The 23657-nt window shown below is 65.3% G+C and carries 18 protein-coding genes and 1 riboswitch; of the genes, 2 read left to right on the top strand and 16 right to left on the bottom strand.

Annotation, left to right across the window (positions count from 1 at the left end; all coding sequences use genetic code 11):
- Positions 1-55: 55 nt before the first annotated feature.
- The 8 genes from nikE to hydA form a co-directional block, all read right to left on the bottom strand.
- Positions 56-1726 carry a nickel ABC transporter ATP-binding protein NikE gene (gene nikE, locus AC0L3C_RS09295; protein WP_473407762.1) on the bottom strand — a complete coding sequence of 557 codons (1671 nt, stop codon included), beginning with the start codon at positions 1724-1726 and terminating at the stop codon, positions 56-58.
- Positions 1723-2571, bottom strand: coding sequence for an ABC transporter permease (locus AC0L3C_RS09290; RefSeq protein WP_007608569.1), 849 nt, complete (start codon positions 2569-2571; stop codon positions 1723-1725). Before AC0L3C_RS09290 ends, nikE begins: the two co-directional genes overlap by 4 nt.
- Positions 2568-3602 carry an ABC transporter permease gene (locus AC0L3C_RS09285; protein WP_473407761.1) on the bottom strand — a complete coding sequence of 345 codons (1035 nt, stop codon included), beginning with the start codon at positions 3600-3602 and terminating at the stop codon, positions 2568-2570. Before AC0L3C_RS09285 ends, AC0L3C_RS09290 begins: the two co-directional genes overlap by 4 nt.
- 26 nt (positions 3603-3628) lie before the next feature.
- On the bottom strand, positions 3629-5248 hold the full coding sequence (locus AC0L3C_RS09280; protein WP_473407760.1) for an ABC transporter substrate-binding protein: 1620 nt from the start codon (positions 5246-5248) through the stop codon (positions 3629-3631).
- 119 nt (positions 5249-5367) lie between these two features.
- On the bottom strand, positions 5368-6804 hold the full coding sequence (locus AC0L3C_RS09275; RefSeq protein ID WP_473407759.1) for an NAD(P)-binding domain-containing protein: 1437 nt from the start codon (positions 6802-6804) through the stop codon (positions 5368-5370).
- Positions 6801-7550 (bottom strand): SDR family oxidoreductase, encoded by a 750-nt coding sequence (locus AC0L3C_RS09270; protein ID WP_473407758.1) that lies wholly within the window; start codon positions 7548-7550, stop codon positions 6801-6803. Before AC0L3C_RS09270 ends, AC0L3C_RS09275 begins: the two co-directional genes overlap by 4 nt.
- Position 7551: 1 nt before the next feature.
- Positions 7552-8526, bottom strand: a complete 975-nt coding sequence (locus AC0L3C_RS09265) for an NAD-dependent epimerase/dehydratase family protein (RefSeq protein WP_473407757.1) — start codon at positions 8524-8526, stop codon at positions 7552-7554.
- A 16-nt stretch (positions 8527-8542) separates the two neighbouring features.
- Positions 8543-10012 carry a dihydropyrimidinase gene (hydA, locus tag AC0L3C_RS09260; protein WP_473407756.1) on the bottom strand — a complete coding sequence of 490 codons (1470 nt, stop codon included), beginning with the start codon at positions 10010-10012 and terminating at the stop codon, positions 8543-8545.
- A gap of 56 nt (positions 10013-10068) precedes the next feature.
- On the opposite strand from hydA, the gene AC0L3C_RS09255 reads away from it, so the two are divergent.
- Complete coding sequence (locus tag AC0L3C_RS09255) at positions 10069-10731, top strand: aspartate/glutamate racemase family protein (RefSeq protein WP_473407755.1); 663 nt, start codon at positions 10069-10071, stop codon at positions 10729-10731.
- On the opposite strand, the gene AC0L3C_RS09250 is transcribed toward AC0L3C_RS09255, so the two are convergent.
- From AC0L3C_RS09250 to AC0L3C_RS09220, 7 genes are all read right to left on the bottom strand, one after another.
- On the bottom strand, positions 10728-11396 hold the full coding sequence (locus AC0L3C_RS09250) for a flavin reductase family protein (protein ID WP_473407754.1): 669 nt from the start codon (positions 11394-11396) through the stop codon (positions 10728-10730). The two genes, AC0L3C_RS09255 and AC0L3C_RS09250, sit on opposite strands and share 4 nt — an antisense overlap.
- Before the next feature lie 5 nt (positions 11397-11401).
- Entirely contained in the window at positions 11402-12334 is a 933-nt protein-coding gene (locus AC0L3C_RS09245) for an N-carbamoyl-D-amino-acid hydrolase (protein ID WP_473407753.1), read from the bottom strand.
- A 135-nt stretch (positions 12335-12469) separates the two neighbouring features.
- Entirely contained in the window at positions 12470-13765 is a 1296-nt protein-coding gene (locus AC0L3C_RS09240) for an aminotransferase class III-fold pyridoxal phosphate-dependent enzyme (protein WP_473407752.1), read from the bottom strand.
- Between the two features lie 10 nt (positions 13766-13775).
- Positions 13776-15356 (bottom strand): hydantoinase B/oxoprolinase family protein, encoded by a 1581-nt coding sequence (locus tag AC0L3C_RS09235; RefSeq protein ID WP_473407751.1) that lies wholly within the window; start codon positions 15354-15356, stop codon positions 13776-13778.
- The gene (locus tag AC0L3C_RS09230) at positions 15353-17362 is read right to left on the bottom strand and encodes a hydantoinase/oxoprolinase family protein (RefSeq protein ID WP_473407750.1); all 2010 of its coding nucleotides are present in this window, start codon (positions 17360-17362) and stop codon (positions 15353-15355) included. Before AC0L3C_RS09230 ends, AC0L3C_RS09235 begins: the two co-directional genes overlap by 4 nt.
- Before the next feature lie 470 nt (positions 17363-17832).
- Positions 17833-19266 (bottom strand): PepSY domain-containing protein, encoded by a 1434-nt coding sequence (locus AC0L3C_RS09225; protein ID WP_473407749.1) that lies wholly within the window; start codon positions 19264-19266, stop codon positions 17833-17835.
- A gap of 11 nt (positions 19267-19277) precedes the next feature.
- Positions 19278-21626 carry a TonB-dependent receptor gene (locus AC0L3C_RS09220; RefSeq protein ID WP_473407748.1) on the bottom strand — a complete coding sequence of 783 codons (2349 nt, stop codon included), beginning with the start codon at positions 21624-21626 and terminating at the stop codon, positions 19278-19280.
- 117 nt (positions 21627-21743) lie between these two features.
- A riboswitch (cobalamin riboswitch) is annotated at positions 21744-21945 on the bottom strand.
- 72 nt (positions 21946-22017) lie between these two features.
- Between AC0L3C_RS09220 and AC0L3C_RS09215 the strand changes: the two genes are divergently transcribed.
- On the top strand, positions 22018-22590 hold the full coding sequence (locus tag AC0L3C_RS09215) for a histidine phosphatase family protein (RefSeq protein WP_473407747.1): 573 nt from the start codon (positions 22018-22020) through the stop codon (positions 22588-22590).
- Here AC0L3C_RS09215 and cobT read toward each other — a convergent pair whose 3' ends face one another.
- Positions 22591-23643, bottom strand: a complete 1053-nt coding sequence (cobT, locus tag AC0L3C_RS09210) for a nicotinate-nucleotide--dimethylbenzimidazole phosphoribosyltransferase (protein ID WP_473407746.1) — start codon at positions 23641-23643, stop codon at positions 22591-22593.
- Between the last annotated feature and the right edge of the window lie 14 nt (positions 23644-23657).

Raw genomic sequence — 23657 nt, 5'->3', positions numbered from 1 at the left:
CCACTCCGCACCTTCGTCAGCGGGATATCCGCACCATCTGGGCCGGTCGCGCACCTCAAAGCGCAGCCGCCAGTACCGGCCCAGTCTCGATATGCGGGATCGCCTCGACCAGCTTGCGCGTGTAGTCGGTCTTGGGATTGTCGAACAGCGCCCGGCTCTCGCCCTGCTCCACGATGCCGCCATTGCGCAGCACGATGGTGCGGTCGCAGAGCATCCGCACCACGTTGAGATCGTGGCTGACGAACAGCAGCGCAATGTCGTTCTCGCGCCGCAGGCGATCGAGCAGTTGCAGCACCACCGCCTGAACGGAGACATCGAGCGCAGCGGTCGGCTCGTCCAGCACCAGGAGCCGCGGTCGGCAGGCGATGGCGCGGGCGATGCCGACGCGCGCCTTCTGGCCGCCGGAGAGCTGATGCGGAAAGCGCGGCAACAGATCCAGCGGCAGCCCCACACGCTCCGCGCAGTCTTCCACCCGCTTGCGCAGTGCATCGCCCCCACGCATACGATCGAGCCGCATCAGGGGATGGGCGATGCAATCGAAGGCGGTGAAGCGCGGGTTGAGGCTCTCGTTCGGATCCTGGAACACCATCTGGATGTCTTTGCGGAACTGCGAGCGATGAAAGTCGCGCGACGCCACGTGGCCGATCGACTGCCCGTCGAACACGATCTCGCCCTCGCTCGGATCGATCAGGCGGCAAATCATGCGTGACGTCGTGCTCTTGCCGGAGCCGGATTCGCCGACGAGGCCGACACTCTCGCCGCCGGCCATCGTCATCGAGAAGTCCGCCACCGCCGCAGCACCCTCGTCGAAGCGTTTTGCGAGCTGGCGCACTTCCAGCAGCGGCGGAGTCCCGTGAACGGGCTCCTGCCTCGGCCTGCTGACGACAGCCGCGTAGCCTTCCCGCTCCTCTTCCGTCACGAGGTCCGCGATCCCGGAGGTCGCGGTCGGCGACGCCGCCACCAGGCGCCTGGTATAGGCGTGCTGCGGCGCGCCGAACAGCGCCCTCGGGCTTGCCTCTTCGACGATGCGGCCGCGTTCCATCACGGCGATACGGCGGCAATACCGCGCCGCTAACCCGAGATCGTGCGTGATCAGGATCGTCGCCATGCCGCGCGCGGCGGCAATCTCCGCCAGGAGGTCCATCACCACCTTCTGCGTGGTGACGTCGAGCCCGGTCGTCGGCTCATCGGCGATCAAGAGCGCGGGATTGCAGGAGATCGCAATCGCGATCATGACGCGCTGGCACATGCCGCCGGAGAGTTCGTGCGGATAGGCGTTCATCCGCGCTTCGGGATCGCGGATCTGGACGGCGCGCAGCAGCTCCAGCGCCTCGGCGCGGGCGTTGTCCTTTGATATCCGCTTGTGCGTGAGGATCGCGTCCGCGATCTGCAGACCGATCGCGCGGATCGGATTGAGCGCCGCCCGCGGGTTCTGGAAGATCATCGACATCGCGGCACCCTGGAGCTGCCGGAGATCGTCGCCCCTGAGTTTTGTGACGTCCTGGCCGCGAAACAGGATCTTGCCCGCGGTGACGCGCCCGGCTGAGTCCAGGAGCCGCGTCGTCGCAAAACCGGTCACCGACTTGCCCGAGCCGCTCTCGCCGACGAGGCCGAGCATCTCGCCGGCTTCGACCTTGAGCGTGACCCCGCGCACGGCCTCGACCATCCCTCGTCGCGTCGAGAATGCGACGTGGAGGTCATCGATCCTGAGCAATTCCCCGCTCATGTGCGCATGCGCGGGTCGAGAATGTCCCGCATCCCGTCGCCGAGGAGGTTGAAGCACAGCACGGCCATCATCAAGGCGAGGCCCGGAAAGGCCACCAGCCACCACCGCCCGGTCGAGATGAAGCGGGCGCCTTCCGCGACCATGATGCCCCATTCCGGCGTCGGCGGCTTGACCCCAAGACCGATGAAGGACAGGCCGGCGGCGTTCAGGATCGCCCAGCCGAGGTTGAGCGAGATCTGCACCGCCATCGCCGGCAGGATGTTCGGCAGCAGGAAGCGCAGCACCACCGAGAAATGGCTCTCGCCGCAGGAACGCGCCGCCTCCACCCAGCCGACATTGCGCCTGACGTTGACCTCGGCCCGCGCGAAGCGGATGTAGAACGGAAGATTGATGATCGCGGTCGCGATCACGATGTTCTCGATCCGATTGCCGAGCGCCGCAACCATCGCCATCGCCAGCACGAACAGCGGAAAGGCCATCATGACGTCGACGAAGCGGCCGACCGAGCGGTCGAGCCTGCCGCCGGCATAGCCGCAGAAAGAGCCTACGACGGCGCCGATCACGAAGGAGATGCCGACCGCCGAGACCGCGATGGCGAGGTCGAGCCGTGCCGCAACGACGAGGCGGCTGAACACGTCGCGCCCGAGCTGGTCGGTGCCGGCGAGATGCGCCGCGCTCGGCGGCTGCAAGGCTTCCGAGACATTGGAGACGACGGGATCATAGGGCACGAGCCAGGGTCCGAAGATCGCGACCAGGACAAACAGCAGGACACCCGCCGCGGCGACACCGGTCAGCGGATTGCCGCGCAAGATCCAGACCGAATGGCGGAGGGTTGCGCTCGTCATCCGATCGACACCCTGGGATCGGCGATGCCGTAGCAGATGTCGACCACGAGATTGACCAGCACGAAGATGCCAGCCATCAGCAGCACGAAACCCTGCACCGGCGCATAATCGGACGACAGCAGCGCATCGAGCGCATAGGAGGCGACGCCCGGCCAGGAGAACACCTTCTCCACCAGGACATTCGCGCCAAGCATGGTCGAGAACACGATGCCGGCAATGGTGATGACGGGAAGGATCGCATTGCGTAGCGCATAGGTGACGACGACCTTCTGCCAGGACAATCCGACCGAGCGCGCGGTGCGCACGAAATCGCTGCCGAGCGAGACCAGCATCGACGCACGGGTAATCCGCGCCAGCGGCGCGATGACGAACAGGGCCATGCTCACTGCCGGCAGGATCAACTGCTTGCAGGCCGCCCACCAGCCCTCGATGTCGCCCGCGAGCAGGAAATCGACCGACAGAAACCCGGTGCGCTGCGGCGGCAGCGAGGTGAAGACGTCGATCCGCCCGGTCGGATCAGGCGCAAGACCGAGCAGATAGTAGAACACATAGATCAGCAGCAGGCCCGACACGAAGGTCGGCACGCAGACGCCGAGCGCGCAGAACAGCCGCACGCCATGATCGACCAGCGATCCCGGTTTCAAGGCTGCGACCACGCCGAGCGGCACCGCCGCGATCAGCGCGATCAGGAGCGCCGTGAAGGTCAACTCCAGCGAGGCCGGCAAACGCTCGCGCAAATCCTTGAGCACCGGCTGTCCCGTCATCATGGAGCGGCCCAGATTGCCGCGGCCGATATCGGACAGATAGAACACGAGCTGCTCCGGCACCGACTTGTCGAGCCCCATCTGCTTGCGGATCTGCTCGATCTCCTCCTTGCCGGCGTTGGGCCCCGAGGCGAAGAACACCGCGGGATCTCCGGGGAGGACCCGCATCAGGAGAAAGGTGAAGACCAGCACGCCGAACAACGCCGGCAGCGACGACAGAAGCCGCCTCCCCGCGCGCGTCACGGTCGCACCAAGTCCGGTCATCACCTTTCAGAGCCTCTGGGTTGCGGATGTCACTTGCGGCTGACGTCGCGATAGTCCACCTGACGATGGAACTCGTAGGTATAGCCCTCGATCGACGAGGCCATCACGGCGTCCTGATTCGGCTGCCACAGCGGGATCTGCGGCATCTCGCTGAAATGGATCGCGTTGAGCTTGCGGCCATCCTCCTCGTACTTGGCCTTGTCGGGCTCGAAGCGTGCTTCCTGCGCGATCGCGGCCAGCTCGGAATTGTTGATCGAACTGTAATTCCAGCGCTGATTGCCGGTGTAGAAGTTGCGGTAGAAGTAATCGGTCGAGGGCAGCCAGGCGACGATGCCTTCCGTGAACAAGGGCAGCTTCTTTTCGTTGATCTGCGTCGACATCTGCGCATCGGGCAGCTTCTGGATGTCGACCTTGATCCCGATCTTGGCAAGCGATTCCTTCACGAGAGCAGCCATCGGCTCCGCGGTCGAGGCCTGGCCGACGTTGAAACTGAAGGTGGTCGAAAAACCCTCGGGGAGTCCTGCGGCCTTCAGATATTCTCTCGCCTTGTCGAGATCGGTCTTCACCGGTGCCTGGAACGGATAGATCCCGTTCAGCGGCTTGCCATCGGGCCAATTCGCACCGAACAGCGGCGCTCCGCGGCCGAACAAGGCAGCCTTGAACATGTCCTCATAGGGCAGCGCGAAGGCGATAGCACGTCGGACATTGACGTTATCGAAAGGCGGGATCTGGTTGTTCATCGAGACGAAGGTGATCGAATTGTATTGCGGCGTCGAGACCACCTTGAGCTTGCCCTTGGCCTCGAGCGACTGCACGTCGCTGGCCTGGAGATCGACGACGAGATCGGCGTCGCCGCGCTCGACCAGATTGGCGCGGGTCGCGGGCTCCGGCACGGACTGCACGATCACGCGCTTGAAAAAGGCCGGCTTGTCGGGCGAGCCGCGGTTCCAGGCCTCGTTGCGCTTGATGATCACCTGCTCGCCGGGCTTGAAGCTCTCGATCACGTAAGCACCGCTGCCGGCGGTATGCTCCTTCAGCCAGGCCGTGGCCCAGGGATCGTCCGGGGTCGCATGCTCCTTGGCGACCTTCGAGTTGATGATCAACGGGTAGACCGTCGCGAGATTCGGCAGCGCCAGCTTGTCGGGCTTCGGCAGCGTCACTTCGATCGTGAGGGGATCGATCACCTTGAACTGGTCGGCCGACGTCAACGATCCCGTCAGCAATTGTGCCTTGCCGAGGATCGGCGCGGTGACGCAGCGATCGAGCGACCATTTCACGTCCTCGGCGGTCACGGGCGAGCCGTCCTGGAACTTGGCATCCTTGCGCAGACGGAACGTCAGCTTCAGTCCGTCCGGGCTGACGTCGTAGGATTCGGCGAGTTCGCCGGTGATCTTGTCGAGATCGAACACCCATTTGCCGTTGAGCTGCTTGCGGCCGAACGCGACAAGGCGGTCGTAGGTGCTCATGCTCAGCGCGAAGGATTCGCGCGTCGAGCCCGGGATGTTGGGATCGAGCGTGTTGACGGACGCGCCGGTGACATAGCGCAAGGTCTCCGCCCTGGTTTGCGCTTGCGAAGGCGCAGTGGCGACGAGCAACAACGCGGTGGTGGCGAGCACGGAGGATGCCGATCTGAAAGACACAAAACGCATTCGTTTTCCCCAAAATTTTCGACAGGAACGCCAGCAGGACAGGTTAAGAAAGAAGCAAGTTGCGCGCCAGTCTCATGATGCGCTCTTGTGGACGCTTTGTCGCGGCGGCGCATGGACGATCATCGCGATTCCTCCATTTTTCGCGCTGGCCGCGTGACCACGGCCTGCGGCACGTCATAGGCGCGGAGCGAGGCCCAGTGCCGTTCCACATCGGCGCGGAACAGGCCGCGCGTCAGGCCATTCACCAGCTTCGGCACCGCGGTCGTCATCGCGTTGATCGACGATCCCGACGGGCCAAAACTCATGGTGGAGGCGATGGCGAAGAGATGGATATTCGAGATCCACGACGTCTCGCCCGCGACACGCTCGGTGAAGGCGTAGTCGTCGGCAAGATAGGGAAAGCGGCCGAGCCGCGCGTTGCGCTCGCTCTCCGGGGGCTGGTAGCGGTCGGCCCAGGTTGCGATATTGCCGGCAAATGCGGACAGCTCGCCACGGCCGGCAAAGTTCATGTCGATGCCGGTGCCGCAGATGACGAAATCCGCTGCGATGATGCCGCGCGGTGTCTGCAATTCCACGCCACGATCGGTCTCGCCGGCGGCCTCGATCGGCGCGCCCTCGTGCAATGTGAAATTGGCGTGACGTGCGCAGCGATCGTAAGTGGCCTGCGGAAAGCCTTCGCGCATCTCAAGGATGGCGCGCATGAAGCGCCAGCGCCAGGCATCATCGAGATCGCTGAGATGGCGCAGGAAGCCACGAAAGGTCAGCCAGCGATAGGGCTGGATCAGCTGGATCTGCGCACGACGACACAGCAGATGCACTTCCGCTGCGCCCGCTTCCAGCGCGGTTGCCGCATTGTCGAAGGCAGATGCGCCGGCGCCGATCACGGCGACGCGCTTGCCGCGAAGATTTTCGAAATCGATGTCGTCGGCGACGGTTGCGACCGAGCTCACGGGCAGATGGCTCAGCGGCTCGGGGATCATCCAGTTCCCCATCCCCTCCTGTCCCGTCGCCAGCACGATCTTGCGGGCATGGAGCGTCTCGACTCCATCGCCACGTTTCACGCGTGCGGCGAGCAAACCATCTGCCGCGGGCCGGATTTCCAAGAGCTCGCAGCCGTTGCGCACGGGCAGGCCGATCGTGCGCCGCAGCCAAAGCAGATACTCGGCCCAGTGTCCGCGCGGGATCAGGTCGAGTGTCTGCCAGCTCTCCTTGCCGACACGGGCCTCATGCCAGGACTGATAGGTCAGGCTGGGGATGTCGAGGTCAGGTCCCGTATAGTCCTTCGGGCTGCGCAGCGTCGGCATGCGAGCATAGGTGAGCCACGGGCCTTCCCTCCCCGCCTCGGCCTTGTCCAGCAGCAGGATGTTGCTGACGCGGGAGCGCATCAGGCCGAAGCCGATGGCGACGCCGGATTGGCCGGCGCCGATCACGAGCACGTCCAGCGCCGGTTCGCCGTCCGGGCCCGCCTTCGGTTCGAGCCAGGCGGCACCGGGATGCGCGATCCGCGCGAGATCGGCACGAACGTTCACTTCGAGCTCTGTGAGCGTATTGCTCATGCCGCGAGCCAGCCGCCGTCGACCACCATCACGGTGCCGGTCGTGAACGAGGACGCATCGCTGGCGAGGTGCAGCGCGGCCTGCGCGATCTCCTCGGCCTGGCCGAACCGTTTCATGGCATGGCGGTTGCGGGAGGTTTCCCGCACCTCGTCCGCATTGGCATGTCGGGCAAAGCTGCGGCGAAGCATCGGCGTGTCGATCGCACCGGGCGCGATCGCGTTGACGCGAATGCCATCGGTTGCAAAATCCACCGCCATCGTCCGCGTCAGGCTGACGATCGCGCCCTTGGCCGCGATATAGGCGCTGTTGCCCTTGCCGCCGGCAATCGCAAGCTGCGATGCAAGCGCAATGATCGAACCGCTTTTCTGCCGTTGCATCTGCGGCACGGCGGCGCGCGCCCATAGCCAGGTGCCGCCGACATTGGTGCGGAACACCGCGTCCCAATCGGCAGGGTCCGTCGTCAACACGGTGCCGCCGCAGGAGAAGCCGGCCGCGGTCATGAGAATGTCGAGCCGGCCGTGCCGTGCCACGACGTCGTTTGCAACGGCCTCGGCGAAATCGGCATCGCCGACATCGCCAACATGCGTCATGGCATCGCCAACCAGGCTCAACGTTTCCTGAAGTCCCGCGGCATCGCGATCCACCAGAGCGAGATGCGCGCCCTCCTCCGCGAACAGCTTCGCGCTGGCACGGCCGATGCCGGAGCCGGCTCCAGTGATGATGGCCGTGCGCCCCTGCAGCCGCATCTCAGATCCACTCCTTATGCTGCGTCAACCAGGCGCTCATCGCGGCCGCCGACTCGGCGCAGCCGAACCGCGCCCGCCAGCCAAATTCATCCGCCATCCGCGTCACCGACAGCGGCGCGCGATAGGGTCCATGCAGCTTGATGACGGTTTTCTCCCCAGGCGCCGCGAGCCGGCATTGCAGGCCGGGATGCAACGCCGCAAAGGCCTCGCCCCATTGCAGCGCAGGCCGTAGCCCACCGCTGGAGATGTTGTAGAGCCGGTGGCGCGGCCGCTCGGATTCGATGAGCAGTGCGACGGCCTCGGCCGCATCCGGCGCGTAGATCCAGTCCCTCATGCCCGCTTCGGGCATGATCGCCGGCTCGCCGCGGGCGAACGCGGCCAAGATCTGGAACTGGAGGCTTGGCGTGTCGCGCACCGAGCTCGGTCGCTCCCACGGTCCGAACAGGGCGCTCAGCCGTACGCTCAGGAAATCGCCGCCGAAGAGCTCGGCATGACGCGCAACCGATCGCTCCGATGTGAACTTGCTGATGGCGTAGAACGAGACTGGATCGCAGGGCGTTTCCTCGTCGAGAATCTCGACCCGCGCGCCCGCGGCGCCGTAGGCCGATGCCGACGAGAGATTGACGACCCGGCGCACGCCATGACGGATCGCGGCGAGCAGGATCGGGATCTGCGCCATCACATTGATCTCGAGAACGCGCGCGGTCGATGCTCTCTCCAGTTCATCACCGGCTGTGATCGCCGCGCCGAGCACGATCGCATCAACGCCTTCGGCGATCAGGGCATCGATGGCATCTGCGTCGGTGATATCGCCCTGCACGGCTTTGAGCCGTGCGCCGTAGTCGGCAAGAGATCGCCGCCCGGATGGCGGCAACTCTGCACGGTCATACAGCGTCACGTCATGCCCGCGCGCGAGCAGCGCCTCCGCAACATTGAGGCCGACAAAGCCGGTGCCGCCGAAGATGACGATCTTCATCGCGCGCGATCCGCCGTCACAGTAGCTTCGCTCCGAAATTCCGCTCCGGATCCATGTCGGCGACTAGCCGCCCCGTCGGCCTGGCCGCCTCGCCGCCGCTGCGTGCCAGGAACTGGCCGCTGCCGGCGCTCGCGAGGCACTTGTTGCCGTCGATGATCACCCGGCCACGCGACAGCACCGACACCGGCCAGCCCTTCAGTTTGCGTCCCGCAAACGGCGTATAGCCGGCGAGGTCGTGCATCATCTCGTCGGCGATCACGGTCTCGCGATTGGGATCCCAGATCGCGATATCGGCATCGGCGCCGACCGCGATCGAACCCTTGCGCGGATGCAGATTGTAGATCTTGGCTGGCGCGGTCGAAGTCAGCTCGACGAATTTTTCCAGGCCCAGCCGACCCTTCGATACCATCGCATCGAACAGCAGCGGCAAGCGCAGCTCCAGTCCCGGCAGGCCATTGGCGACCTGCTTGAAGTTCGGATTTGGCCCGGCACGCAGCTTGCCGGTCTCGTCGTAACGATACGGCGCGTGATCCGACGAGATGGTCTGGAGATCGCCGAGCGACAGCGCCTGCCACAGCGCCTCCTGGTCGGCCTGCGTGCGCGGCGGCGGGCTGCACATCCACTTGGCGCCCTCGGCACCCGGCTTGTCGAGATCGGCTGCGGTCAGGAACAGATATTGCGGACAGGTCTCGGCAAACACCTTCAACCCCTGCCCCCGCGCGTCGCGGATGACCTTGGCGCCCTCGGCGGTCGAGACGTGGAAGATCATGATGGGCTGGTCGATCAGCGCCGCCATGCCGATCAGCCGGGTAAAGGCTTCCGCCTCCGACACGCGGGCGTGGCTGACGGCGTGGTATTTCGGCATGGTGTAGCCGCGCGCGAGCAGACGCTTCACCATCCAGGCGATGATGCCGTGGTTTTCGGCGTGGGCGCACAACATCGCGCCGGACTGGCGCGCGGCAAGAAGGATGTCCAGCAGCGGCTCGTCGTCGACCTTGAGCCGGTCGTAGGTCATGAAAATCTTGATCGACGCGTGCCCCTGCTTCACCAGCGCCGGAATGTGCTCCTCGACCGTCTCCTTGGTCGCATCCGCAATGATCATGTGAAAGGCGTAGTCGATCACGGCGCCCTTCTTGGCGAGCGCATGATAATCCTCCACCACCTGCGGCAGCTTCATGCCGACATGCTGGGCGGCAAACGGGATCACCGTGGTCGTACCGCCAAAAGCGGCCGAGACGGTCGCGCTCTCGAAGGTGTCGGCGTTCATGATGCCGGCAGCGGACAATTGCTCGATATGGGCGTGGCTGTCGACGCCGCCGGGCAGAATGAGCTTCCCGCGCGCGTCGATCTCGCGCTTCGCCGCCGGAAGCCCACGCCCGATCGCGGCGATGGTCTCGCCGGAGATGGCGACATCGGCTTCAAAGACGTCGGTCGTCGTCGCGACGCGCCCACCGCGAATGATCAGGTCGTAAGCGGGTTCAGTCATGAGGCACTCCATGATAGGCTCAAGCCAAGTGATCGCAATTTTGCAGGAAGACCAGCATGTCCCGACCGCGCATCCTCGTCATCAATCCAAATTCCAACCCTGCGGTCACGCAAGGGCTGGAGGACGCGCTGAAGCCGCTCGGTTTCGAGGGCGGGCCGGAGCTGGTCTGCCAATCGCTGGCCGAGGGTCCGTTCGGGATTGAAAGCCAGGCCGATGTCGATGGCGTCGCCATGCCGCTGCGCCGGCTGGTCGAGGGCGACAACAGCTCGGCTGCCTTTGTCATCGCCTGCTACAGCGATCCCGGGCTTCAGGTCTGCCGCGAAGGCACCGACCGGCCCGTGTTCGGCATTGCCGAGTGCGGGGTGCTGACCGCGCTGGCCCGTGCGGAAACGTTTGGCGTCATCGCGATCGCCCAGCGCTCGATCCCACGTCACATGCGCTATCTCAGGCAGATGGGACTGACCGAACGTCTCGCCGGCGAGCGGCCGCTCAACATGAGCGTCGCGGAAACTGCCTCGGGGGAAGGCACGCTCGCCAGGATGATTGAGGTCGGCCGCGCGCTGCGCGACGAGGACGGCGCCCGCGCCATCGTGATGGGCTGCGCCGGCATGGCGCGCCATCGCCATCCCCTCGAAGACGCGCTCGGCATTGCCGTGATTGACCCGACACAGGCGGCCGTCACGATGGCGCTGGGTACGGTGCAGTTCTCGAACCACTAGGCGTCCTTCAGCTCTTTGGCGTCCTGCCGCGCGAGCCATTGCGCGTGGCTCTCGCGGACAAGCGCAAACGTATCCCGCTGCGTCGTGTAGAGATTGCCGAACATGCGGCCGATCGGCCGGTAGGCGTCGAGATCGACATACATGTTGGCCTCGTCGACGAGGCCCTCGCGGGCGTGAATCCGGAGCACTTCGCCGACCAGCAGTTCGCGATCGGGCGAGAAGCTCAGCGCGACATGACGCCGGCATTCAAGCGCAAAGGGTGCCGCGGCCAGGCGCGGCACCTTCACGTCGATTGAGGGAAGGGTCGCGAGCCCTGCCGCAGCGACCTCGCTGTCACCGGACGGAAAATCGACCGCGCAGTCGTTCATCGCTACCGACAGCGCCTCGTCCACCATGTGAACGACGAACTCGCCGTCGCGATGGATGTTGCGAGTGGTGTCCTTTGGGCTGTGATCCGGCTTGTGCTGGAGACCGAGTACGATCAGCGCCGGACTCTCCGAGAACACGTTGAAGAAGCTGAATGGCGCGGCATTGACCGCCCCGTTGGCATCGAGCGTCGTCACCAGCGCAATCGGCCGCGGCACCACCACGCCGCAGAGCAGCTTGTAGCGGTCGCGTGGATCGAGCTCGCGCAGGGGAATACCTGATGTGCCCTTGTCCGCCATCGACGTCACTTCTCCGGCGGCGGCACTGCGCCCGTTCGGCTGGTGATCAGGCCGTAATGCTCGATGCGGCGATGCTGCGCGAAATTGAAGATCGTGGTCTTGCCGAAGGTGGTGGCATCGAGGTCGCAAGCGTGGACCAGCAGTTCGTCCTCCTCCGTCTTCGCCTCGGCGACGATCTCGCCATTGGGATCGACGATCAGGCTGCCGCCAAACAGCGGGTGTCCGTCCTCGTTGCCGGCCTTGGCCACCGCGACGACCCAGGTCGCGTTCTGATAGGCGCCGGCCTGCGCGGAGAGGCGGTTGTGGAACAGGCGTTTCTCGACGCCCTCATCGCTCCTCTCCGCATTCACCGACGGCGTGTTGTAGCCGATCAGCACCATCTCGACGCCCTGCAAGCCCATGACGCGATAGGTCTCCGGCCAGCGCCGGTCGTTGCAGATGGCCATGCCAATGATGCCGCCGAGCTCGCGCCAGACGTTGAAGCCGAGATCGCCCGGCTCGAAATACCGTTTCTCCAGATGCTGGTGCGAACGCTTGGTGTCGTATTCCACATGACCGGGCAAATGGATCTTGCGATATTTGCCGACGATCTTGCCGGATTTGTCGGTGAGAACAGCAGTGTTGAAATGATGCCCATCCGGCGTCAGCTCCGCATAGCCGAAATTCATCGCCATCTGGTGCTGCGTCGCGCGCTCGAACAACGGCCGGGTCGCCGCATTCGGCATCTCGCGCTCAAACCAATTGTCGAACTCGGCCCGGTCCTCCACGTACCAGCGCGGGAAGAAGGTCGTGAGCGCCAGTTCCGGATAGACGATCAGGTCGGCGCCCTTGCTCTTGGCCTCGTCCATCAGCGCAATCATGCGCTTGACCACGGCCTCGCGGCTGTCGGCTTTCTGAATCGGACCCATCTGGGCGGCGGCAACATTGACGATACGCATCGGCGATTTCCTGGTGATGTCTCGAGCTAAGCTACAGTTCAATCACGTGCCGGCGCGCGCAGCATAACGCAGCATCGCCCGGACTTTCCAGCCGGTGGCTGCCGATCGGCACAGTGTGCGTTGCGCGATGCACCATCATGTCTGCTCTTCATCCGCAACATCGAGACCGTGGTCCAGCGCGTCCAGAAGCAGCCCGGCCTCATGCTCGGAGATCACGAGCGGCGGTGCGAGGAACAGCGAGGTCTGCTCGCCGCTGGTGCCGATCACGGCGCCTGCCTCCAGGGCCCGCTCCGCGACGCGCGAGGCGATCGGCACCTCGGTAGTGTCAGCGTGCCAGGAGCGCCAGTCCGGCCCGTGCAGCTCCACGGTCCAGTGCAGCCCCTGCCCCGCCACGCGCTGCACGCTCGGATGTTTCTGCGCGATGGCGAGCAGGCGGCGGGTGAACAGCTTTTCGAGGCCCCTCACGTGCTCCAAAATCCTGTCTTCGCTGACGACCTTCAGATAGGCGCTAACGGCGGCCATGCTGATGGGATGCCCGCGCAGCGTGCCGTAATTCTGCCAGCTCGTGCCCTTGAGCCGTTCGAGGATGTCTTTCGACACCACGACCGCGGCAACCGCCGCCGCGCCGCCACCGAGAGATTTTCCGAGCGTCACGATCTCAGGACGACTTTCGGCACCCTGGAACGCGAACCAGCGCCCGGCGCGGCCCGCACCGGTCACCACTTCGTCGGCGATCCAGTAGGAGCCAGCCTGCCGCGCGCACCGCGCCACCTCGTCCTGGTAGGCGCCGTCGTAATAGATGCCGCCTTGCGTGTAGTCGATGATCGTCGCTGCGGTATCCGAAAGCAGGCGCGTGGCATCGGCCAGATATTCGCTGGGGGGAACATTGTTGGCCGGCGCGCCATAGATAGCGCCCTGTGGCGCCGGCAATATCCGCACCGGCGCCATCGGCGCCGGCAGCTTCGAGCCGCCTGAGTGCACAGCGAGGCCACCATGCCATTGCGGCTGCACCGTCATGCTGCGCGACAGGCCCGTAATGCCGTGATAGGCGCGTTCCCGCGTTGCCAGCGCAGACCGCTGCGTCAACGCCTGACACAGCGACAGCGCCATGTCGTTGGCCTCGCTGCCGCTGATGCAGAAGCGCACCGCACCGACCCAATCCTCTTCGCCCTTGAAGGCGGTGGCCATCAAATCGTCAGCCGCCTGCTCGCGGCCGACCCAGGTCCACCCCTCGTTCACGACGGGCGTATCCGCGGCGCGGCGGATCGCCTCCACCATTGCGGGATGACGATGTCCGAGGCCGCCGCCGGTGTTGCTGCCGTCGATGAGCTTGCGACCATCCGACAGATGAAAATAGACGCCCTCGCCCCCGACCACGGCCATGGGCGCGCTGTCGCCGGCATTCAGCCCGGTTCGCAACAATTTGCTCATTGCGATCCCTTCATTCCGCAGCCTCGGCGCCGTAGCCACCGCCGCCGCACGTCTCGATCGTGACGAGATCGCCTTGCTGCAGCACCAGGTTCGACTTGCCGTCGATCGCGACGTTCGCGCCCTGCCTGATCAGCGAGATCCGGCAGGCCTTGCCGGGTTCGCCGCCCTGCATGCCGAACGGCGCTATCACCATGCGCTCGATGCAGGTGGTCAGATGCATCGACGGCGCCAGGATACGATAGCTACGGATGACGCCGTCCCCGCCGCGATGGGCGCCCGGGCCGCCGGACTGCCGGCGAATGGCCTGCTGCTCGACTTGGATCGCGTAATTCGCCTCGATCACCTCGACCGGGGTGTTCGAGGTGTTGGACAGGTGCACCCGCGTCGCCGATATGCCGTCTCGATCGTGCCGCGCGCCCTCGCCACCGCCGTGGACCTCGTAGAGCATCTTCCACGAACCGTTCTGTCGCGGTTCGGCGAAGAAGAGGACGCCCGCCGTGGTCGCCCCGCCGGCCGACAGACGCTCCGGAATGGTGTGCTGCATGGCGCGGAAGATCGCATCGACGATGCGCATCGAGGTCTCGTGGTTGCCGGCCGCGACTGAGGCATTCCACCCCGGCTCCAGGATCGAGCCAGGGCGGGTGACGATGGTCAGCGGCCGCAGCGCGCCCGCGTTCTGGTTCATGTCGCGCCCGCTCATGATGCGCGCGGCATAGGCCACCGCGGAGCGTGCCATGAACGGGGTCGTGTTGCAGAAATTCGAGACGCGGTCGCAACTTTCCGAAAGATCGAAGGCCGCTTCGTCGCCGGCGATGGTGATCTTGACATGAATGCGCGCAGGCGCGTTGTTGACGCCGCCGTCGTCCAGATAATCCTCGCCCTCGTAGACGCCATCAGGCAGATCGCGCAACGCCTCGCGCATCTCGATTTCAGAGAGATCGTGCAGGCGCGACTGTGCCGCCGTGAAGACCGCCTTGCCGTGCTCGCGGCAAAGCTCGACGATGCGCTTCTCGCCGGCTTTTGTTGCGGCGATCTGGGCGAGAAGATCGCCCTCGCAGGAGTCGGGATCGCGAACATTGGCCTTGAGCAGCTGCACGATCGGCGTATTGACGCCCGCTGCCGTGGCGATCAGCACCGGCGGAATGCGCATCGCCTCCTGGAAGGTATCGATGGCTTTCGCAAAATAGCTTCCGGGCCAGGTGCCGCCGATATCGGGCCAGTGCGCAAGGCTGACCGCGAACGCCACGATCTCGCCGTCGACGAAGACGGGGCGCACGACCTTGACGTCGTTGAGATGATTGCCGCCGAGCGGGCCGACATTGTAGATCAGTGCGTCGCCGTCGTTCAGGCTGTCGCGCGGCACCACCTTCAGCAATTCGAGCACCGTATAGGCCATTGCGCCGAGATGGATCGGGATGTCGCGCCCCTGCCCGACCAGGTCGCCGCGGCCGTCCGTGATCGCCGACGAAAGATCGCCGGCCTCGCGCAGCAGCGGCGAGCGCGCCGAGCGCGTCATCACCAGGCTCATCTCCTCGGCCGCGGCCGAGAGCCCGTGCCTGATGACCTCGACGACGAACGGATCGAGCTTCATGCGGCCACCCGCGTCAGGAACAGATTGCCTGAAACATCCGGCCTCGCCTGCCAGCCGGGCGGGACCACCACGGTCGACCATGCGTCTTCAATGATGGCCGGGCCGCTGACGATTTCGTTCAGCGAGGCACGGTCGATGATGCGTGTGGCGACGTCGTGAAAGCCGTCGAACGAGCAGATGCGCTCGCCTTTGAAGACCGCTCTGACCACAACGGCCGGCCGGCTCACGACGGTCGTCGATGGACGGCGTGCCTGCACCCGCACGGATTCGATGACGCAGCTCTCGCCCGTCGCGTAGCCGAACAGCTCGTGGTGCCGTGCCAGAAAGTCCTTCTTCAGCGCGATGACGTCGAGCGGCCGCGCGAACGGCACCGGAATAGCGTCGTTCTGCGCCGCGTAGCGCATCAAGGCCACCAGCTCGACCCGAATCTCGGTCTCGGCAACGCCATTGGCGATGAGCGGCGCCGAAGCATCCTCAATCAGCACCCCGATCCGCTCGGATACACGGGTGATGTCGATGCGGTCGAGCGCAGCGCGCAGGGTTTGCTGCTGGAGAAAGCTGAAATCGGCGGTGAGACAGCCCAGCGCCGAAAACGCACTCGACGCGGTGGGAACGACGATCTCGGCAATCCCGTAGAGATCGGCAAGGCTCGCGGCATGCATCGGGCCACCACCGCCAAAGGCGAGCAGCGTGCAGTCGCGTCCGTCGATGCCGCGCTCGACGGTGACGCGGCGGAGCGCACGCGCCATTGTCGCATTCGCGACCTTGATGATGCCGAGCGCGGTTTCGGTCGGGCTCAGCCTCAGAGTGCGCGCGATCGGCGCGATGACATCGCTGGCTGCCTTGATGTCGATTCCGATCCGGTCACCAAGCCTGGTTTCGGGATTGAGATAACCGAGCACGGCGTTGGCGTCGGTGATGGTCGGCTCGGTACCGCCGCGGCCGTAGCAGGCCGGTCCCGGCTCGGAGCCGGCGCTTTCCGGCCCGACCGTCAGGCCGCCGGGGCCGTTGCGCACGATCGATCCACCGCCCGCCCCGATCGAGTGAACCGCGAGCATCGGCTGGCGCAGCGGCTTGTCGCCGAGCATGCGGCCGTCTGTCATCTCGGCCTGGCCGTCGACGATCAGGCACACGTCGGTCGTGGTGCCGCCCATGTCGAACGTCAGCATCCGCGACGTGCCGAGCTGACGCGCGATGCTGACGGATGCGGAGACGCCGGCCGCGGGGCCCGACATCGCCATCACCAGCGGCCGCCGCTTCACGGCCGCGATCGGGACCATGGCACCGGCCGAATGAAACACCTGCAGGCCCGGGCCGATCGGCAGCCGCTGCTCCAGCTCGCTGAGATATTCCACCGCGATCGGCATGGCGGCCGCGTTGAACACGGTCGCCGAAGTCCGCTCGTATTCGCGCGCCTCGGGATTGACCTCGTGGGACAGCGAGACGTGGGCAACGACGCCCTTGAGCCGCTCGCCGAGCATTTTCTCGTGGACCGGATTGGCATAGGCATGCAGCAGCGCGACGGCGACGCTCTGTACGCCCGTCATTTTCAGCCAGGCCACCAGACGCTCGATCTCCGATTCCTCCAGCACCTTCAGCACCCGGCCCTCATGATCGAGGCGCTCGGCGACGCCAAAACATCGTTCCGGCGGCACCAGCGGCGGCGATTTCGGCGGGATGTCGAGACGGTAGAGATCGCGGCGGCGATAGCGCGCGATCTCCAGCACGTCGGCAAAGCCTGCGGTCGCGACCAGCGCCACTTTCGGCAGCCGTCCTTCGACGATGGCGTTGGTCACGCGCGTGGTGCCGTGGACGAAGCGCCTGACCTCGCTCTTGCGCAGGCCCACCGCCTCGATCGCCTCCAGCATCGCCTGAACCGGAGCCTGCGGCCGCGATGGCACTTTCGCGATCCGTGCCTCCGCGGGGGAGTGTCGGATCGCGATGATGTCGGTGAAGGTGCCGCCGATATCGGTGCCGACTTCCCAGTGATTTTCGTCAGCGCTCATGTGTGGGTCAGCTGCGGACGACATTCGAACCGAACGCCGGGTGGTTCCGGTCCGTCGCGAAGTACAATCCCAAGCCGAGAGCGCTCATCGTCATCCCCTGTCATGCCACCGCTTGCGAGCGTGCGACAGAGCGATGGGCTCGGGATAGGGTCAGAGTTGTCGCAACGCACTGGAGCAGAACGCAACCGGCGCAGCCCGCCGAGGCACATTTTAGTGCAGCGCTGCCTGCATGGAGAGCAGGTCCGCGTGGATCGTTCCACGCGAGATAAGTGCAGCGCACCACGAGTTTTCCCGGACGAAACCCCACATCCGCTGCACCGCAATCCATGCGCCGCGCACGGACTGTCTAATTTGCAGGCGATCAACGGGTGCTACCGGCCATGCGATTGCTTATGAGCTATGCATGGCAGTCGGCTCAGCCTCTCTTTATTGTACGATCAGTAAGCGGCGGTTTGACCTCGCTCCGGCTCTCAGGCTGCGAAGGAAGGACGCAGGCGGCGCCAGCAGATGACGACGCCCGTAATAGAGAACAGAAAGCCGAGGGTGCAGAGCCCGACGACCAAGCCGTCGCGCAGCAGCGGACGCGCGACGAGGACCGGAAAATCCAGCGTGTGCAGCGCGCCGTAGAACCAGCGATAAGCCCGCCGCGACGAATCAAGCCTTTGCAGCAAATTGCCATCGGCACCGTCGATGTCGAACCAGACGTCGCCGCAGTAGGAGCGGTAGACCGGGGCCCCCGGGACGGTGGATTGCGCGGGATAGTCGTCGTTGGCGGCAAGTACGGACGGACCGCTGCAGCCGGCCGCGAGGCGCGCGGTCAGCCCCTGGACCTCGTGCACATCCAGAGATCCCGTTGGTCCATCGCGGGGCGCATCCCCTGCCTCGATCAATGTCTGACCGGCAAGGGCCGTGCGATCCCGCCGATAGAGATTGCCGTTGAAGGCAAACCATTCGATCTCGCGGGTCGACGGCGATACAGGCTGCCGATCGAGCGATGCAGCCGCCGCCCAGTTCGGTGAAGCGTTCATCACGCTGGATTCAGTGGAGTCCAATTGCCCACGTGAGAACAGCCGCCCATGATCCATGGAGAGCCAGCCACTGAAAATCCAGCTCAGCACGAACACCGCCGCCGCGAGGCCGATGAGATGATGCAGCGCATGCCAGCCGCGATAGGGTGAACCGATCAGGCCGCTTTGAGGTTTGATCCGCGCAAGTCCGAGCACAGCGCCTAGCAAAGCCGCGATCAGGGCCAGCAGCGACAAGGTCCAGACCACCCGATCCCACAACGACCAGTTGCTTCGCAGGACTGTTGGATAGATCCAGTGCAGCACACTTCCGGCGAGATTCCATCCGCGCTCGCTGCGCGTCGTATCCAGGACGATCTCGCCAGTGAGCAAGGAGACATAGACCTCCGTTCCCGCGGAGTCGCCCAGGGCAGCCCGAAACAAGGGCCGGTGGCGGTCAAAGCCGTTCGGCACGCTCCATTGATCGTAGTCCGAACGCGCAACGATCGCGGCCCGCGCGGCATCAAGCCCACGGCTGCGTGCGTGATCTCGCGCGATGGCTAGCGCGACGTCGAATGATTTGACCGACGCGTCGGCCCCATCGGAGGCGCGGACTGCGCCCGCGCGCGACGGCCCCGAGACGACATAGACCTGTCCGTCGCTGCGCTGGATCAGGCGAACGCGTGTCGCATCCGCGATCCCGCTCGCAGCCACCGCGTCGGCGACCGTGATCTTCATCTGCGCGCTAGCCAGCGGCACGAGCCCGGCAAAGCGTTCAGATTCCGTCAACGACGGAAACGGAACGAAGTGCATCACGATTCCCGTCGCGAACCACATCGCGAACAGCAGGCAGAACGCGACCCCGAGCCATCGATGCAGCAGGACGATCGCGCGCATCATCGATCAGCGTCCTACCATTTGAACGCGGCCGAGATTTCATAGGTGCGCGGCGCGCCCAGCAGGATCTGGTCGGGATAGAACGGATCGCCCCAGATCGCGTAACGCTTGTCGGCGATGTTGCGCACCCGGAAGGTCAGGCGGGCCTGATCGACCGCATTGAACACGGTCTTGGGGATGTCGACGAAAGCATAGACGTCCGCGACGGTGTAGGCCTTCAACGTCACGGTGTTGGCATCGGTGTTGTAGCGGTCGCCGACATGGCGGCCGGTGATGCCGAGCTCGACCGCCCAGGGCGTGAAGAACCGGTACGACGCGCCGGCGTTGGCGACGACGCGCGGCACGTTCGGCGGCGTGTTGCCGGAGAACGAGCCGCCGACAAAATCGTAGTCGGCGTAGCGCGCATCGACATAGGCGATGTTGCCCCAGAGACGCAGAGGCTCGATCGGACGCACGGACGCGGCAAGCTCGACGCCCTTCGATTCCTGCCGTCCGGCAAGATTGAGCTGCATGCCGCCGGCCGCGGCATAGACGTTCTTGCGCAGGATGTCGTAGGCCGAGAACGACCACTCCGCCCGGTTGTCCCAGAACAGATGCTTGACGCCGGTCTCATAGGTGCGCGCGGTGGTCAGGTTGAGCGGATCGGTCGGATTGAGCAGGAAGATGTTGTTGGCTGCGATGTCGGCGCCGGTCGCATATTGGCTGAAGAAGGTCAGGCCCGGAACGGCTTCCCACGTATAGCCGATACGGCCGGTGGTCGGGGCCCACGATTGCGAGAACGGGAAGTTCGCCTTCTCCAGACCGAACTTGTCGGTCGAATTGCGGTCGAGCCCGATATGCTCGACGCGCAGGCCGCCGACTAGCGAAAAGCTGCGCGTGAGCTTCAGCCGGTCCTCGAATGACAGCGCCTCATTATCGATGCGCGCAGTCTGCTGCTGAATGGTGAGCAGGCCGTAATAGCCGCGAGGCGGATCGACCAGTGGAACGGAATCGCCGGGGAAATTCGCGGCGCCCGGCCTCACGAAATCAAGATAGCTTGAGGACAGCGTCGTGACCAAGCGGTTGTCAAAGCCGGCGATATTCGCATCCCAGATCAAGTCGGTGATGTTGCCGACCAGGCGTTGGCTGTGCGCGACATAGAAGCGCTCACGGTCCACCAGGTTCGTACCGGAATTGAACGCCTCGATCTCATTGTTGAACCAGGTGCGCTCTGCGCCGTAACCATAGGCCTGGCTTTTCAGCGTCAGGTCGGGCGCCAGCTTCAGCTCGAAACCGCCGCGCAGCCAGACCTCCTTCGCTACGTTCTTGTTGTCGAGCACGTTGTAGTTGGTGTTGAAGGTGCGGTCGTCGATCGTGACGGCCCCAAGATCAGTCTTGTTGAAATAACTGCCGGACACGATGCCCGTCGTCGCATGCGAGCCGCTGAAGGCGATCGGCACCAGCGGCACGCCCCAATAGGCTTTCGAGCGATCCTCGCGGTACTCGATGGCGCCCCAGACCTTGAGGCTGTCGGAGATGCGGTAGTTGAGCTGGCCCGACACGTCGAGCGTCTTGGTGTTGGTGTCGTCGGCAAAGCCGTTGAGCGAGGAACGGCTGACGTCAAAGCGATAATCGAGCCCCTGCACATTGGTGCTGCCGCCCGAGCCGTAATGCGCCCGGAACGAGTTCAGTGAGTCCCAGGAGAAATCCGCCTCGTTCCGGATCGGACCGGTGTGCGGCTGCTTGGTGACGAAGTTGATCGCGCCGCCGGCGGCGCCCTCGCCTGACATCAGCGACGCCGGACCCTTCAGGAATTCGACGGCCTCCAGATTGGCCGTGTCGGTGATCCGCGAGGTCATGTTCTGCGGACCGATCTTGATGCCGTTGTAGAGCGTGTTGATCTGGCTGTTGGTGAAGCCGCGCATGGAGAAAGCCGAAGGCTCGGCCGGATTGTCGCCGGATGTGACGCCCACCGCGCCCTGCGCGACGTCGGACACGGTGCGGTAGCCCTGCTCGCGCATGGTTGCGGCCGAGATCACCTCCACGGTCGCGGGCGTTTCGCGCACGGTCAGGCCAAGGCGCGAGGCGCTTTCCGCAACGGCATTGGTGTTGAGCGGCGTCTGTGCTGCCGCGGTCGGCACGACAAGCTTAGGCGTTACAGATGCGACCGTTGGCCTGCGCGCAGCCGCGCGGCGCGGGCCCTGCGCCTCCCGCGCGGCGGGCTTGGCCGGCTTGCGGGATTGGGCGGGCGTTACCTCGACCGGCGGCAGAGGTTCGCGGGCCTGCTGCGCCAGCGCGGCGGGCGGATCAAGCACGGCAAAGGATGTCAGCACGGCGGATGCGAGCAGGAACGCGCGCGGTCGTACAATACGAACAGGAGACACGGTCTTGGACCTCGGTATGACGTCAGTGGCACGTCACAGCGAACCAAGGTCCCATCTTCGGGCTTATAAGCCTTCCGATGAAGCCGAATGTCTGTACTCCCCGACCGACATCTTCGCGTGTGACCACGGCTGACGGCAGGTCTCCTGGCTCGCGGGTCAGTACCTTGCGTCGCCTTCCCGGGACCGAGACACCCAGTGGCACGTGACGCAAGATTCGCCGCTTACAGTTGCGGGGGCAGCCACGGCATTGGGGACAATGTCCCCGCACCGCATTCCCTTTTCATCCCCTCTCGGGGAAACCGTCGCGAGCATCTAGGATTACGATCCAGACAGAGTCAATGTATCAGTTGCCGCGTTAGTGCCACGGCGACCAATTTCCCTGGAGATAAGCATGGAAGGCGAGACCTTCCTCTGGCTGATACGACACGCGCCCGTCGATGGCGTCACGGGGACGATCCATGCGGCGGACGCGCCGGCCGATCTCGGCGATCGCGCGCAGCTGGAGGCGCTGCGGCAGCGCCTGCCGCGGGACGCCGCGAGCTATGCGAGCCCGTCGCGGCGCACGATCGAGACGACCCGCGCGCTGGGGCTCGAGCCGCTGCAGCTGGACGAATTCAGCGAGCAGAACTTTGGCGACTGGACCGGCCGTCGGCATGACGAACTCGCCGCGACCGGTGGCGAGGCCTATGCACGGTTCTGGAACGATCCGGCGCGCGGACGGCCCCCGGGCGGCGAAAGCTTTGAGGATCAGGTCGCGCGGGTCCGGCTGGGTCTGTCGAAGATCGGCGCCGGGGCTGCAACGCTCGTCGTGCATTCCGGCACGATCCGCGCGGCGCTGTGCATCGCGCTGGATCTGACGCCTCAAGCGGCGCTCCGCTTCGTGATCGATCCGCTGTCGCTGACCCGGATCGACCGGCTCGCGACCGGCTGGCGCGTCGTCTGTGTCAATCAGCAGACGACTTGATCAGGCCGGTCGGTCAGGCACATTGGCCTGCGCAAAGGTCGCCATGCCGTTGTGGAGCGCACAGGCCGACCGCACCAGCGGCAGCGCGATGGCCGCGCCCGATCCTTCGCCGAGCCTGAGATCGAGGCTGATCAGCGGTTGCACGTTGAGCGCGCGAAGCACCAGCCGATGCCCCTGCTCGGCGGACTGATGCGAGGCCAGCAGGAACGGCTGGCACGACGGGTTGAGCCGCGCCGCCGCCAGCGCCGCGACCGACACGATAAAGCCGTCGATCAACACGGGGATGCGGCGCTGTGCAGCCGCGATAATAGCACCGCAGATAGCCGCGATCTCGAGACCGCCGACGGCGCACAGGATCTTTTCGGGCGAAGCGCCTGCAATGCCATGGCGCGCGATCGCAGCGTCGATCACCCGCGCCTTGTGCGCACGGCCAGCCGCGTCGATGCCGGTGCCGCTGCCCGCGATCTCCTCCGCGCTCACGCCGAGCAAGCCGGCCGCGATCGCCGCCGAAGTCGTGGTGTTGCCGATGCCCATTTCGCCGAAGATCAAAAGATCGGGCTGGCCGGCCTGCGCGCGGGTCACTGCACGTCGGCCGGCTTCGAACGCAAATGCCAGCTCCGTGGGGGTGAGCGCAGCTTCGACGCTGAAATCGCGCGTGCCGTTGCGCGGCTTGTCGGTCACGATTCCAGCCATCTCCTCCTGCGCCAGCGTGCCGGCGTCGATAACCTGAAGGCTGGAGCCTAGCTCACGCGCGAGCACCGAGATCGCGGCACCGCCGGAGGCGAAATTCGCCAGCATCGCGATGGTCACTTCTTTCGGATAGGCCGAGACGCCCTGCGCGACGACGCCGTGATCGCCGGCGAAGATGATGATCGGCACCCGCGCCGCGCGCGGTTGCTCGGTCGCTTGCAGGCCTGCAAGCTCGATCGCGAGCTGCTCGAGCCGGCCGAGCGCGCCGGCCGGTTTGGTCAGTTGCGCCTGCCGCGCCACCGCCGCCTCGCGATGCACTGCGGAGATATCGGGGCATCGTTGGGAGAGCCATTCGGGGAGCATGCTGCCTCGCTTGC

It is taken from the genome of Bradyrhizobium sp. WSM4872 (assembly GCF_055811715.1).
Note: the sequence above shows the minus strand (reverse complement) of the source record. Positions and strands in the feature narration are given on the sequence as shown.

Excerpts from the sequence above, each read along its gene's own strand:
- AC0L3C_RS09225 (WP_473407749.1), bottom strand. The coding sequence starts at position 19,266 with ATGATGCGCGCGATCGTCCTGCTGCATCGATGGCTCGGGGTCGCGTTC.
- AC0L3C_RS09290 (WP_007608569.1), bottom strand. The coding sequence starts at position 2,571 with ATGACGAGCGCAACCCTCCGCCATTCGGTCTGGATCTTGCGCGGCAAT.
- hydA (WP_473407756.1), bottom strand. The coding sequence starts at position 10,012 with ATGACTGAACCCGCTTACGACCTGATCATTCGCGGTGGGCGCGTCGCG.
- AC0L3C_RS09240 (WP_473407752.1), bottom strand. The coding sequence starts at position 13,765 with ATGAGCAAATTGTTGCGAACCGGGCTGAATGCCGGCGACAGCGCGCCC.
- AC0L3C_RS09270 (WP_473407758.1), bottom strand. The coding sequence starts at position 7,550 with ATGCGGCTGCAGGGGCGCACGGCCATCATCACTGGAGCCGGCTCCGGC.
- AC0L3C_RS09280 (WP_473407760.1), bottom strand. The coding sequence starts at position 5,248 with ATGCGTTTTGTGTCTTTCAGATCGGCATCCTCCGTGCTCGCCACCACC.
- AC0L3C_RS09275 (WP_473407759.1), bottom strand. The coding sequence starts at position 6,804 with ATGAGCAATACGCTCACAGAGCTCGAAGTGAACGTTCGTGCCGATCTC.
- AC0L3C_RS09245 (WP_473407753.1), bottom strand. The coding sequence starts at position 12,334 with ATGCGTATCGTCAATGTTGCCGCCGCCCAGATGGGTCCGATTCAGAAA.
- AC0L3C_RS09265 (WP_473407757.1), bottom strand. The coding sequence starts at position 8,526 with ATGAAGATCGTCATCTTCGGCGGCACCGGCTTTGTCGGCCTCAATGTT.
- AC0L3C_RS09255 (WP_473407755.1), top strand. The coding sequence starts at position 10,069 with ATGTCCCGACCGCGCATCCTCGTCATCAATCCAAATTCCAACCCTGCG.
- AC0L3C_RS09235 (WP_473407751.1), bottom strand. The coding sequence starts at position 15,356 with ATGAAGCTCGATCCGTTCGTCGTCGAGGTCATCAGGCACGGGCTCTCG.
- cobT (WP_473407746.1), bottom strand. The coding sequence starts at position 23,643 with ATGCTCCCCGAATGGCTCTCCCAACGATGCCCCGATATCTCCGCAGTG.
- AC0L3C_RS09250 (WP_473407754.1), bottom strand. The coding sequence starts at position 11,396 with ATGGCGGACAAGGGCACATCAGGTATTCCCCTGCGCGAGCTCGATCCA.
- AC0L3C_RS09215 (WP_473407747.1), top strand. The coding sequence starts at position 22,018 with ATGGAAGGCGAGACCTTCCTCTGGCTGATACGACACGCGCCCGTCGAT.
- nikE (WP_473407762.1), bottom strand. The coding sequence starts at position 1,726 with ATGAGCGGGGAATTGCTCAGGATCGATGACCTCCACGTCGCATTCTCG.
- AC0L3C_RS09230 (WP_473407750.1), bottom strand. The coding sequence starts at position 17,362 with ATGAGCGCTGACGAAAATCACTGGGAAGTCGGCACCGATATCGGCGGC.